Genomic DNA, 13600 nt, shown 5'->3' on the forward strand with positions numbered 1-13600 from the left:
AGGAATTGAATAAAAGATATGAATTAGAAAAATTTATGTTTTCTATTATAATTGTTTATAAAAATTTAAATATTCTGCTATTGTACACCTGTTCGGTGTACGATATAATAATATCAATGTCTGGGGGATTCATAACACTTCGGACAGGGTTGTACTACTAACAGGATTTGCACAGGATAAGGAGTGATAAGATAAATGGCTGATGATTTTTTACATGATGATATAGATATTAAAAACAGCAGTTCCCAGGGGAAAGAAACACAAGAAAAAAAAGATAAGGATGATTATGAAGCTGTCTGTTATATTTGCAGGAGACCGGAAAGCAAAGTCGGTAAAATGATCCGAATACCAAATAATATATGTATTTGTTCAGATTGCATGCAGAAAACTTTTGATACCATAAATAACAGTGGGACACCTTATATGGATATGATGGGTTTCCCTCCTAATATGATGAATCTAAATAATCTTCAGAATGAGATTCCAAAAAGCCAGAAGATTAAGAAGAAAAAACCGGCAGAGGATAAGATAGAGGAAGAAAATATTCTGGACATTAAGAACATACCGTCACCTCATATCATAAAAGGACAATTGGATGAATATATTGTTGGGCAGGAGTATGCTAAAAAGGTGATTTCTGTTGCCGTATACAATCATTATAAACGGGTAGCTACCAATACAATGGATGAGATTGAAATAGAAAAATCCAATATGTTAATGATTGGACCTACCGGAAGCGGTAAAACTTTTTTAGTTAAAACACTTGCAAGGCTTCTTAACGTACCTTTAGCCATTACGGATGCGACTTCACTTACAGAAGCCGGATATATCGGCGATGATGTGGAAAGTGTTGTTTCAAAACTACTTGCGGCAGCCGGTAATGATGTGGAAAAAGCAGAGCGGGGAATTATCTTTATTGATGAAATCGATAAAATCGCGAAAAAGAAAAATACCAATAATAGAGATGTAAGCGGTGAATCGGTGCAGCAGGGTATGTTGAAACTGTTAGAAGGCAGCGACATAGAAGTACCTGTGGGGGCGTCCAGCAAAAATGCCATGGTTCCTATGACGACAGTGAATACCAGAAATATATTATTTATATGCGGCGGAGCCTTTCCGGACCTTGAGAATATTATTAAAACAAGATTGAATAAACAGTCCTCCATTGGTTTTTCTGCCGATCTAAAAGATAAGTATGACAGTGACCCTAACATCTTACAGAAAGTTATTGTAGATGACCTCAGGGAATTTGGGATGATACCGGAATTTATCGGACGTCTTCCTATTATATTTACCTTAGAGGGGCTTACCAAAGATATGCTGGTTAAGGTTTTACGTGAGCCAAAAAACGCTATTTTAAAACAATATCAGAAACTTCTTCTCTTGGATGAGGTTTTACTGGAGTTTGATGACGGAGCTTTGGAAGCAATTGCTCAGAAAGCTTTGGAAAAAAAGACTGGGGCAAGAGCATTACGCGCCATAATAGAAGAGTTTATGCTGGATATTATGTATGAGATACCTAAGGATGATAATATCGGGAAAGTAGTCATAACAGGGGATTATATTGAGAAAAGAGGAGTTCCGTATATTGAAATGAGAGGAAGCAGAACGAAACCATTTACTCCCATGTTAGAGCAGAATAATTAAAGAAAACCGATAATACCTGTCCCGAACTTTGATTATTTTGAAAGTTAAGGACAGGTTATTTTTGTAAAAATATGACAATGGATTAGTAGAAAAGTAGCGAGTCCAGTATAAGTTTGCATGGTCTTTAAATAGTTCGAATGGGAGGAAGCATGTATGGAAGATAAACATTTGCCGGAGATAGACGGAAATCTCAGGAAACATATGATCCGGGTACCTCAGGTTATCGATCAGGCAAGCGGTATCCGTATTTTTGGTAAATTAATTAAGTCCCTGGTATTTACAACAGATGTAGCTATAATTCGTAACTGCAATGCCAATGCAGTAATAGCGGTATATCCATTTACACCACAACCCATTATCACCCATTCCATAATCAATGTTTCCGATGTACCCGTATTCTGCGGTGTCGGGGGCGGTACGACGACCGGCGTAAGAGTACTTAATCTGGCGGAAGACGCTGAATTTCAGGGAGCGGTGGGAGTTGTTTTAAATGCTCCAACTCCTAATGAGACCATATCATACTTAAAGCTGAAAATAGATATTCCTATTGTAATAACCGTAGTATCTGAAAAAACTGACATTAAGAGCAGATTGGAAGCCGGTGCAGACATTATTAATGTATCAGGAGCCTCCAAAACGATTGAAATTGTCAGACAAATCAGAGAGGAATATCCTAAGGTACCTATCATAGCCACAGGAGGACCTACAGAGGAAAGTATTGTTAATACCATAGAGGCCGGTGCGAATGCAATAACCTATACACCGCCTTCCAATGGAGAAATATTTAAGAAGCTGATGAACAAATACCGTAGTGAGGAAAACATCATCTAGTTATATAAGTACTTATTGATTATAATTAAAATATTACCCGCAGGAATGTGAGGATTATTATGTTCATATTAAATAAACGGAAAAGGAAATCACAGGAAAAAGAAATTCAGAATAGCACAGCTAAGGATGAAACTCTGAATCAGAATGTTGAATCTGAAAAGGTTAAGGAAGAACAGGAGTATGAGATTGTTGAGCTGGAAATATTACCAGAAAAGATGATATGTCCGGACTGCGGTGGAATTACCCTGGTCGGCCTGGACTTTTGTGATAAATGCGGAGGCGAACTTATAAACCACGACAATGAAACGAGAGAGTAATATCCCTTGGGAGAACTGTTTGAAAGATATGGATATTCGGCTCTAAAATACCCGATAACCATTAATTTACTGGTAAATTAGCAGTTGACAAATATCTGTTACAATAGTAATATATATGCAGAATAAAGGCGTTCAGTAATACTCTATTGGAACGCCTTCTTTTCTATCTAAACACGATTCTTTAGTTAATGAAAGAATTGACATAGTTCTATACCCTGTTACTTTAGCGCATTACTATGAGATAAGTTCAAAGCGGTGAACAATGTAAAGGATATCATTATCTAATAATATATTAAAGGGAGGAAACTTTATGAAAAAAACAATCAAAAAAGTTTTATGTTTAGGCCTTATCAGTGCTATGGCAGTAGGTTCTTTAGCAGGCTGCGGAAAGAAAGCGGGAAGCTCTACAGAATTTCTTATCGGCGGACTTGGGCCGTTAACCGGAGCTGCAGCATCTTATGGTGTATCAGTTAAACAGGGTGCTGAGGTTGCAATCGATGAAATTACCAAGGCAGGAGGAGTAAAAGTCGGTGACTCAACTTTACAGTTAAAACTAAATTTTGCTGATGATGAAGCATCCGGTGATACTGCAATGTCAGCTTATAACAGTTTAATGGATAAAGGTATCCAGGCATTACTTGGTACCGTTACCAGCGGTGCAGGTCTTGCTATTGCGGAACAGACCAATGCGGATGGTATCTTCCAGATTACTCCGTCCGGTTCTGCACAGGACTTAACAGCTTATGACAATGCATTCCGTTTATGTTTTACCGATCCTGTTCAGGGTGTTACCATGGCTGACTATGCGGTGAAAGACTTAGGATTAACTAAGATAGCAGTTATTTACAATAATGCAGATGAATACAGTACCGGTGTTATGCAGGCTTTTGCAGATGAAGTAGCGAAAGCCGGAGGCGAAATTGTTGCCAGTGAAGCTTTCGTAACGGATGCGGTAGATTTTACAACTCAGTTAACCACCATTAAAGGAACCGATGCACAGATTATCTTTGTTCCGGCTTATTATCAGGATGCTGCCTATATTACGACTCAGGCTGCCGAGCTTGGTATGAATCTTCCTTTTATCGGTTCAGACGGCTGGGATGGTGTATTAGCTAAGGTTGTAGACCCTAAAGTATTAGAGGGCGCTACTTTCTTAAGTCCTTTCTACGCAACAGATACAGATCCTAAAATTCAGGCTTTTGCAGCTGCATATAAGGAAAAATACAATGCTGTTCCTGATCAGTTTGCAGCAGACGGTTATGACTCTGTATATGTAATAAAAGCAGCGTTGGAAAAAGCAGGATCTACTAAGAGTGAAGATTTAATTAAAGTCATGACTGAAATCCAGGTAAGCGGACTTACCGGTGATGTTACATTCACTGCTGACGGTGAACCGAATAAAGGTGTTAAATTTGTTAAAATTGTAAATGGTGAATATACGTCATTAACAAAATAATTCATTTAAATGAATTATTTGAATAATATTGTTGACAAATGAAGAACACTTATTAATAATATAAATCGAATAACAAGAAATCCGGAATTGCAAAGAACAAAAGGAAATTTTATAACATGATAGAATAATTTTGTACTTCTATCAAAAAGACTTCCTTTTGTTCTTGTAATTCATAAAGGTTTTACATATGTAAAATCTGAGCTTCTTCGCTTGGCGCAGATCAAGTTCAGTGTTTGGTGAACACTGCATTAGGAAGAGGATGTTCTGAGTTTAGCGAAGAATCTTAGGTGAAAAAGGAGAAAGAGGTGATATTTAATGGTAAGCATAATAGAACAATTAATTAACGGATTACGTTCCGGAAGTATATATGCATTAATTGCTTTAGGATACACCATGGTATACGGTATTGCTAAAATGATTAATTTTGCCCATGGAGATATCATTATGGTTGGGGCATATACATTATACGTAACAACAGCAGGATTAAATATGCCGGTTATACCGGCAGTATTGTTAACAATAGTAGTTTGTGCTGTTCTGGGAATTACAATAGAAAAAGTAGCTTATAAACCGCTTAGAAAAGCTCCGGCGCTTGCAGTATTAATTACGGCTATCGGTATGAGCTTTTTGTTACAAAGTATTGCATTATTAATATTTAATGCAAATCCTATAACTTTTCAATCAATTATTAAGATAAAATCGGTTAACATCGGAGGGGTAACTATTTCCGGCGTAACAATAGTGACATTAGTTGTTACCTTAATTTGTATGGTAGCCTTAACCTTGTTTATAACAAAAACAAAAGCAGGAAGTGCCATGAGAGCTGTATCGGAAGACAGGGCAGCTGCTGAACTAATGGGTGTTAACGTAAATAAAACCATATCCATGACCTTTGCCATAGGTTCTGCTCTGGCTGCTGTTGCTGGTATCATGTTTGTATGCCAGTATCAATCCATTAAACCTACATTGGGAGCTTTGCCGGGAATTAAAGCCTTTGTCGCCGCAGTTTTAGGCGGTATCGGAAGTGTACCCGGTGCTATGATCGGCGGTATGTTACTTGGTATAATCGAAAGTGTATCCAAAGCATATATTTCTACCGAACTTGCAGATGCAATTGTATTTGGTGTATTAGTTCTGGTTCTTTTAGTAAAACCGTCCGGTCTTTTAGGAAAGAACCGAATTGAGAAAGTGTAGGTGGGATATGAGTAAAGAGATTAATGGCAATATTCAGAATAAAAATAATATAGTAAATAAGAAAAACATCATTACTTTAGGAGTTATCATAGCCGTATATATCGCTTTAGTTGTTTTAGTGGAAGGCGGAATATTAAACCGTCAGGCTAAGTCCTTATTAGTACCTATTGGTATTAATATCATATTAGCAGTTTCCCTGAATTTGACTACAGGTTTTCTGGGAGAATTATCTTTAGGTCATGCAGGTTTTATGGCAATCGGAGCTTATGCCGGAGCTATTTTTACGCTTTATGCCAACATGCCGGAAGCCATAGAATTTTTTATTGGAATTGTTTTAGGCGGTGCGGTGGCTGCTGTCTTTGGTATTCTTATTGGTGTGCCGGTACTAAGGTTAAAAGGGGATTACTTAGCAATCGTAACCCTTGGTTTTGGTGAAATTATTCGTTCCCTTGTTAATTTTATGGGAATTACGGGCGGTGCTATGGGATTAAAGCAGATTCCCCGATATTCTAATTATACCTGGACTTATGTAATTATGATTATCACTTTATTAGTTATTACAAACCTTGTAAATTCCAGACACGGAAGAGCGATCAAAGCCATACGTGATAATTATATTGCAGCAGAATCCATTGGTGTTAAAGTCAGCCGTTATAAAATTATGGCTTTCGTTGTTGCGGCATTTTTTGCCGGTGTGGCCGGTGTATTATACGGACATAATCTAAGCATCGTAAAACCCGGCGATTTCGATTATAATAAATCCATTGAAATTCTTGTTATTGTTGTGCTTGGCGGAATGGGAAGTATCCGTGGTTCTGTTATTGCAGCAATAATATTAACCATATTACCTGAAATGCTTCGCGCAGCCGATGATTTTAGAATGTTATTATATGCTGTCGTATTAATTGCAATGATGTTGTTTAATTCTTCCGGTTTTCGTACCAGACTGGAAGAGAGCGGTAAATTGCCCAAGATTCCCTTACTTGCCAAGAGTAAAGGAAAATAAGAAAAGAAGGTGGATAATATGGCTTTATTGGAAGTTAAGAATTTAGGGATCTCCTTTGGAGGACTTAGAGCAGTTGATAATGTAAATCTTAATATAGAGAAGGGTCAGCTTTATGGTTTAATAGGACCCAATGGGGCAGGTAAAACCACAATCTTTAATCTTTTGACCGGCGTATACCGCCCAACGGACGGAACTATTAAAATTGACGGAGTTAATATTGTTGGTAAATCCCCCTCTGAAATTTGCCAGGCAGGAATTGCAAGAACGTTTCAAAATATCCGTCTATTTAAAAAAATGAGTGTTCTGGATAACGTTAAGACAGCTCTTCATAACCAGAAAAAATATTCTCTGGCAACCTGTTTTATCAGACTGCCCGGTTATTTTAAGGCTGAAAAAGAGATGGATGAGAAAGCAATGGAAATTTTAAAGGTATTCGACTTGGATGGCCAGGCGGATTACTTAGCAAGTAACTTACCTTACGGTAAACAAAGAAAATTAGAGATTGCCAGAGGTTTGGCAACCAATCCGAAACTGTTATTATTAGATGAACCGGCTGCCGGTATGAATCCTAATGAAACAGCAGAATTAATGGATACCATCCGCCTGGTTAGAGACCGTTATCAAATAACCATTTTATTAATTGAACATGATATGAAACTGGTAACAGGAATTTGTGAAAAACTACTTGTTTTGAATTTTGGTACGGAGCTTGCAGCAGGAACTCCGGAAGAAGTTTTAAATAATCCGGAGGTAATCACAGCATATCTTGGTGAATAATAGGGTACTATTTACAGCCGCATCACGCGAGGTGTTTTCGGGTGTGCTTTACACGAAAATCCCGAGTTAAACGGCGCAAAACGGTGTTTTTACCGTTTTTGTGCATCGCGAAGCGTGTTACGTTCACAGTTCTGCCGTTTTTTTGGCAGGGCTGTGAATAGTAACAATAATAGGGGAAAGAAATGGAGGAATTTCCATGGCAATGTTGACAATTAAAGACCTGGAGGTCTATTATGGAATTATACAGGCAATTAAAGGAATCTCTTTTGAAGTTAACGAAGGAGAAGTAATTGCTTTAATCGGTGCGAACGGTGCTGGCAAAACTACGATTCTTCATACCATAACCGGTCTGATAGCTGCCAAGTCAGGAAGTATACAGTTTGAAGGAAATGATTTAACAAAGATTCCTGCTCACAGTATCGTTTCTCTGGGTATGGCCCATGTACCGGAAGGAAGAAGAATATTTGCGGAGTTAACCGTACTTGAGAACCTAAAAATGGGAGCCTATACAAGAAAAGATAAAAAGGAAATTGAAGATACCATAGAAAAAGTTTATAAGCGTTTTCCACGTTTAAATGAACGTAAAAATCAGATCGCCGGTACTTTAAGCGGCGGTGAACAGCAGATGCTGGCTATGGGGCGTGCTTTAATGTCCCATCCCAGAATTATTTTAATGGATGAACCCTCAATGGGATTATCTCCGCTGTTTGTATCCGAAATTTTTGATATTATCAAAGAAATCAGTGAAAGCGGAACGACTGTTTTACTTGTGGAACAAAATGCAAAAAAAGCATTATCCATTGCGAATCGTGCATATGTTTTAGAGACAGGAAAAATTGTTTTAGAGGGTGATGCGAAAGAACTTATGAACAATGATTCTGTAAAGAAAGCTTATTTGGGTGAATAATCCTGAAATTTATGCGTGTTAAGACACGCAGATATGAGTTAAGGAGGGTTACAATGGAGCACTATGTAATTACAATCGCAAGGGGTTACGGCAGCGGCGGTAAAACGATAGGTAAGATGCTGGCGGAAGAATTGGGAATTCATTTTTACGACCGTGAACTGTTACGTCTTGCATCGGATGAAAGCGGGATTAATGAAGAATTGTTCGGAAGAGCGGATGAACAGTTAAGGCAAAGCCTTTTGTACCGTATCGCAAGAAAAGAATATAAAGGGCAATTGATTCCCCCTGACCGTGAAGATTTTGTTTCAAATGATAACTTATTTAATTACCAGGCCAAGGTGATAAGACAGCTTGCCGAACAGGAATCCTGTGTTATCGTAGGTAGGTGCGCGGATTATATCTTAAGAGATATGGATAATGTAGTTAAAATTTTCGTTCATGCTTCCTTAGAAGATTGTGTAAAAAGGCTTACCGATATGTTCAGCTTGCCTGCTAAGGAATTAGAGAAGAAAGTAGTAGCAACCGATAAACGCCGTGCGGAATATTATAAATATTATACCGGACGTAATTGGGAAGATGCCAAAAACTATGATCTATGTTTAAACAGCCAGCAATTAGGGTTTGATAAAGGGGTTCAGATTGTTAAGAATTATCTGGATATCCGGTTTCAGATGTAAGGGATAATAATCTAAGATATTAATATTTTTTAAGGAGGACAGTTTAAGCTGTCCTCCTTTACTAGTGTGCCAAGCATGGCACTAATCTAACTGGTGCAAGTCCAGTCGCGGGTATTTACCGCCAAGTGTAGCGAACCACAAGTTGGTATCAGTAATGGTATGGATGAAGGAAGTGGTGTAGCAAAGTTCTTGAGCCTACGTACAGAAACTTGATAAGGCGATTAGGTGGGTAAGGTTGCTAGACAAACCAAAGCCCAAATGGTAAACGTAAACCGAAGTTGTAAATCAAGAGGTTGTGGAACGAAAGATTAGTGTCTTACCTTGGGAGACCCTACCCACATATCATAGATGTGGTCGAAAAAGGTTTAGGGAGGGAGTCAGATGAAGTTATAGTAGGTGTAATAACCGAAGGACTGAAACGATTTATAGTACAAATCGTTATTAAGAGAATAATACGCAAGCCAGAAATCGGATGGATAAAGAAAGTAGGAACGTAACCAATGACAATTATCTATATCCAGAGGGGTGATGTGTATAAATTTAGTAATAAGCAGAGGAGTAACAACAGTGGAATTAATAGATATGATTACATCGAAAGAAAACCTAAACAGAGCCTATAAAAAGGTGGTGGCGAATAAAGGTGCAAGTGGAGTAGATGGAATGACTGTAGATGAACTTGGTGCATACATCAGAGAAAATAAAGACACAATCGTACAGTCAATTCGAAACAGAACCTATATGCCCAAGCCAGTGCGTAGAGCATACATTCCAAAGGATAATGGGAAGAAAAGACCACTGGGAATACCAACGGTTTTGGACAGAGTGATACAACAAGCCATTGCACAATCGATATCTGATATTTATGAAGAAATATTTAGTGAATTCAGTTATGGGTTCAGACCTGGAAGAAGTTGCCATAACGCTATAAAGCAAGCATTGGATTATCTTAATGAGGGATATGAATGGGTCATTGATGTTGATATAGAACAATTCTTTGATACGGTGAATCATGACAAATTAATTCAGATTCTTAGAGAACAAGTAAATGACAGTACAACATTAAATCTGATTCGCAAATATTTAAGAGCAGGAGTAATGGAAAAAGGACTGGAAAAAGCAACAATCACCGGTGTTCCACAAGGCGGACCGTTGTCGGTTGTGTTGTCGAACGTCTACCTTGATAAGCTAGATAAAGAGCTGGAACAAAGAGGTCTGCGTTTCACGAGATATGCCGACGATGCATTGATATTCACGAGAAGTGAATTGGCGGCAAACAGAGTGATGAAGTCCATAACAGAGTGGATTGAAAGAAAGCTGTTCCTAAAGGTGAATGCAACAAAGACTAAGGTAGTCAGACCGACAAGGAGTAAATATCTAGGATTTACATTTCTGAAACATGGTGGCGAATGGAAAGTGAAACCAACCACAGAGAAGAAAAAGAAACTGAAACAGAAAATGAGTGAATACCTCAAAAGAAACAAAGCGATTTCACGACCGCTTGCGGAAACAACAAAGAGAGTGAATGAAATAGTAAGAGGATGGATTAACTATTTCAGAATCGGAATGATGAAACAGTTCATGGAAGAGTTTGGAACATGGCTTAGGCATAAAATAAGAGTAATTGTTATAAAACAATGGAAAATGCCTAAGACGATATACAGAAATTTATGTTATCTAAATCGAAAAAATAAGAATGGATTCGACCATGAGGCAATCTATAAAGTTGCAAATTCAAGACTGGGTTGGTACAGAAGAAGTGGAATGAACGTAGTGAATTTTATTATCAGCCCAGATTTGCTTGAAAACAAAATAAAGGACAATGCAGGTTTGCTCAATCCTTTAAATTATTATCTAAGAAAAGTTGGAATATAAGTTGTAGAGCCGTATACGTGACCCGTATGTACGGTTCAACGGGAGGGAAATAATGTTAACCATTATTTCTCTACCCTATTATAGAGCCAGCTTATAATTATCGCGGTTAAGCCACCTTGTATATCCGAATAAATTCCCATAATAAAAAGCCTTTTAATAAGTTACTAATAATCACATAGTCATTTTAAGCTCATATAATGCAATAAAAAGTTGTCTGAGGATTGTATGGAAATATATGTAGTACAGCCTGGAGATACCATTTACACTATTGCACAAAAATATGGAGTTTCTACTGCCAAATTAATAAGAGATAATGAAATGCCCGACCCGTATATGCTGGTACCAGGAGAGAACATAATTATTTTATTTCCCGATAAAACCTATTATGTTAAAGAAGGAGATACGCTGGAGGAAATTGCTGCTTCCAATAATATAACAGTAGGTGAATTGCTGAGGAATAATCCGTTTATATCGGATATGGAATATATTTATCCGGGCGAGGAGTTGGCGATCAGCTATAATCGTACGGGAAGAGTATCTACCCATGGATATACTAATACTTTTATTGATAGAAAGACCTTAAGAAAAACATTGCCATATCTGTCCTACCTCACCATCTTTAATTACAGAACAGCACAAAACGGGGAGGTAATCAGTAACTATGATGATACGGATATTATACGAATAGCCAAGGAATACGGAGTTCTTCCTTTCATGCTTATGACAACCCTGACAGTTCAAGGTGAGGTAGATTTAGAATTGACCTATGATGTCTTAATTAGTGAAGATATTCAAAACAGGCTGTTTGATAATGTATTAAAAATTGTAAGAGAAAAAGGATATTCCGGAGTAAATATATCAGCTCAATTTATTACTGCTGCCAATCAGGAACTTTTTAATCGGTATACCCAAAATTTATCTGAACGGTTAAAACAGGAGGGTTATTTATCGGTGATAACAATTAATCCCAAGCTTGATATGAGTAATAATGATATTACATTTGAAACTATTAATTATACTGAGATTGGCAGTGAAGTGGACGCGACACTATTTCTCCAATATAAATGGGGCTTTAATTTTGGTCCTCCGTCGCCGGTAAGCTCTATTAATGCTACAAGCATTTTTCTGGATTATGTCCTGACACAAATACCATCAGAAAAAATATTCGTTGGTATCCCGACCATTGGTTACGATTGGGAGCTTCCCTATGTACCTGGTTTCTCCAGAGCCAGCGCACTGACACTTGACTCTGTAATAGTTCTTGCACGTAATGTCGGAGCAAACATTGAATTTGATGAAATATCTCAGACTCCTTATTATTATTATGAGGATCCAAATGATAAAACACAGCATAAAGTGTGGTTTATAAATGCCGTTACAATTAATACACTAATTGAATTAACCTTGGAAAAAGACATAACAGGCACAGGCATATGGAATATCATGCAATATTTCACTCAGCTATGGATGGTAATTAATAGTCAGTATGAGATCCTAAAATATTTACCTGAGTTTTAATTTTAAAATTTTTGCATCATAATTTAAATTAACATAAAGCTGTCAGCTATTTTCTTTCATTATCAGTCTTGCAATTTAGTACGTTACTATGCTATACTAATCAAAATTAGATGGTATAAATTAAGAAAAGAGGATACGGTTATGATATCAAATAAGATGATTGGATTAGTACAAAATAGTTCTGTTATCCGGGCTATGTTTGAAGAAGGTAAAAGACTTGCTTCCATTTACGGCGCTGAGAATGTATATGATTTCAGTTTGGGAAATCCCAGTGTGGAACCCCCCAGGACAGTAAAAGACGCGGTTATAGAGACGATTAATGAAGAAAGTGCTAATTTAGTCCACGGATATATGAATAACTCCGGATATGAAGATGTCAGGAGAGCAATAGCCAACTCAATTAATAAAAAGTTTAAAACCTCGTTCGGGGAAGAAAATATAATCATGACCGTAGGTGCCGCCGGCGGACTTAATGTAATATTAAAGACCTTGCTAAACCCAGGGGATGAAGTTATTACATTTGCACCTTTTTTTGGAGAATACCGAAATTACGTAAGCAACTTTGACGGAGAACTGGTAATTGTAAGCCCCAACACAATTAATTTCCAGCCGAATCTGGCTGAATTTGAAGAGAAAATAACGCCAAAGACAAAAGCGGTTATTATCAATACTCCAAATAATCCTACAGGAGTAGTATATTCTGAAGAGACGATTATAGCTCTTTCTGATATTTTAAGAAGAAAACAAACAGAATTCAATACCTCTATCTATTTGATTTCCGATGAACCGTACAGGGAATTGGTTTATGATGAGATAGAAGTCCCTTATCTTACAAAATATTATAAGAATACTATAGTGGGTTACTCTTTCAGTAAATCCTTATCTCTTCCGGGGGAGAGAATCGGCTATCTGGTAATTCCTAAGGAAGTGGATGATTTTGCCGATATAACTGCAGCGGCGAATGTGGCAACCAGAATTTTAGGATTCGTAAACGCACCGTCTCTACTACAGCGAGTAGTAGCAAAATGTCTGGATTCGGAAGTAGATGTATCCGTCTACAACCGTAACCGTGAGTTATTATATAATAGCTTAATTGATTACGGCTATACCTGCGTAAAACCGGAAGGTGCATTTTATTTATTTGTAAAAGCTTTGGAGGAAGATGATAAAGCGTTTGCCGCGGCAGCTAAAAAGTATAATATCCTCATCGTACCCGGTTCTTCCTTTGGATGCCCCGGTTACTGCCGCATCGCTTATTGTGTGGATTATAAAACCATTTTAGGATCCCTGGAGGGCTTTAAGAAGTTAGCTGATGAATATATAAATAAATAAGCAAAAGGAATCGAATAAGCATATTTATTGCAATCACAAGTTTAAACCGGTGGCCCGTAAGTAAAT

12 protein-coding genes are annotated in these 13600 nt (G+C 37.5%); all 12 read left to right on the plus strand.

What is annotated here, in order from left to right; genetic code table 11:
- Window positions 1-195: 195 nt before the first annotated feature.
- The 12 genes from clpX to RBU59_RS19185 all read left to right on the plus strand — a co-directional run bounded on the left by clpX (window position 196) and on the right by RBU59_RS19185 (window position 13534).
- On the plus strand, window positions 196-1647 hold the full coding sequence (gene clpX, locus RBU59_RS19130; protein WP_308144077.1) for an ATP-dependent Clp protease ATP-binding subunit ClpX: 1452 nt from the start codon (window positions 196-198) through the stop codon (window positions 1645-1647).
- A 153-nt stretch (window positions 1648-1800) separates the two neighbouring features.
- Window positions 1801-2478, plus strand: a complete 678-nt coding sequence (locus tag RBU59_RS19135; RefSeq protein ID WP_308144078.1) for a hydrolase — start codon at window positions 1801-1803, stop codon at window positions 2476-2478.
- 59 nt (window positions 2479-2537) lie between these two features.
- A complete protein-coding gene (locus RBU59_RS19140) occupies window positions 2538-2795 on the plus strand; it encodes a hypothetical protein (protein WP_308144079.1) in 258 nt (85 codons plus the stop codon).
- Window positions 2796-3105: 310 nt separating this feature from the next.
- Window positions 3106-4251, plus strand: coding sequence for an ABC transporter substrate-binding protein (locus RBU59_RS19145; RefSeq protein ID WP_308144080.1), 1146 nt, complete (start codon window positions 3106-3108; stop codon window positions 4249-4251).
- Window positions 4252-4566: 315 nt separating this feature from the next.
- Window positions 4567-5445 (plus strand): branched-chain amino acid ABC transporter permease, encoded by an 879-nt coding sequence (locus RBU59_RS19150; RefSeq protein WP_308144081.1) that lies wholly within the window; start codon window positions 4567-4569, stop codon window positions 5443-5445.
- A gap of 7 nt (window positions 5446-5452) precedes the next feature.
- Entirely contained in the window at window positions 5453-6451 is a 999-nt protein-coding gene (locus RBU59_RS19155) for a branched-chain amino acid ABC transporter permease (protein WP_308144082.1), read from the plus strand.
- Window positions 6452-6469: 18 nt separating this feature from the next.
- Window positions 6470-7228: an ABC transporter ATP-binding protein gene (locus RBU59_RS19160; RefSeq protein ID WP_308144083.1), complete on the plus strand. Its 759-nt coding sequence runs from the start codon at window positions 6470-6472 to the stop codon at window positions 7226-7228.
- A gap of 196 nt (window positions 7229-7424) precedes the next feature.
- Window positions 7425-8135: an ABC transporter ATP-binding protein gene (locus RBU59_RS19165; RefSeq protein WP_308144084.1), complete on the plus strand. Its 711-nt coding sequence runs from the start codon at window positions 7425-7427 to the stop codon at window positions 8133-8135.
- 53 nt (window positions 8136-8188) lie between these two features.
- Complete coding sequence (locus RBU59_RS19170) at window positions 8189-8812, plus strand: cytidylate kinase-like family protein (protein WP_308144085.1); 624 nt, start codon at window positions 8189-8191, stop codon at window positions 8810-8812.
- Window positions 8813-9379: 567 nt separating this feature from the next.
- Window positions 9380-10684 (plus strand): group II intron reverse transcriptase/maturase, encoded by a 1305-nt coding sequence (gene ltrA, locus RBU59_RS19175; protein ID WP_308144086.1) that lies wholly within the window; start codon window positions 9380-9382, stop codon window positions 10682-10684.
- 225 nt (window positions 10685-10909) lie between these two features.
- Window positions 10910-12202 carry a LysM peptidoglycan-binding domain-containing protein gene (locus tag RBU59_RS19180; RefSeq protein WP_308144087.1) on the plus strand — a complete coding sequence of 431 codons (1293 nt, stop codon included), beginning with the start codon at window positions 10910-10912 and terminating at the stop codon, window positions 12200-12202.
- A 141-nt stretch (window positions 12203-12343) separates the two neighbouring features.
- On the plus strand, window positions 12344-13534 hold the full coding sequence (locus tag RBU59_RS19185) for a pyridoxal phosphate-dependent aminotransferase (protein ID WP_308144088.1): 1191 nt from the start codon (window positions 12344-12346) through the stop codon (window positions 13532-13534).
- The last annotated feature ends 66 nt before the right edge of the window (window positions 13535-13600 follow it).

The organism is Anaerocolumna sp. MB42-C2, assembly GCF_030913705.1.
In the GTDB taxonomy this organism is placed as follows: Bacteria; Bacillota; Clostridia; order Lachnospirales; family Lachnospiraceae; genus Anaerocolumna.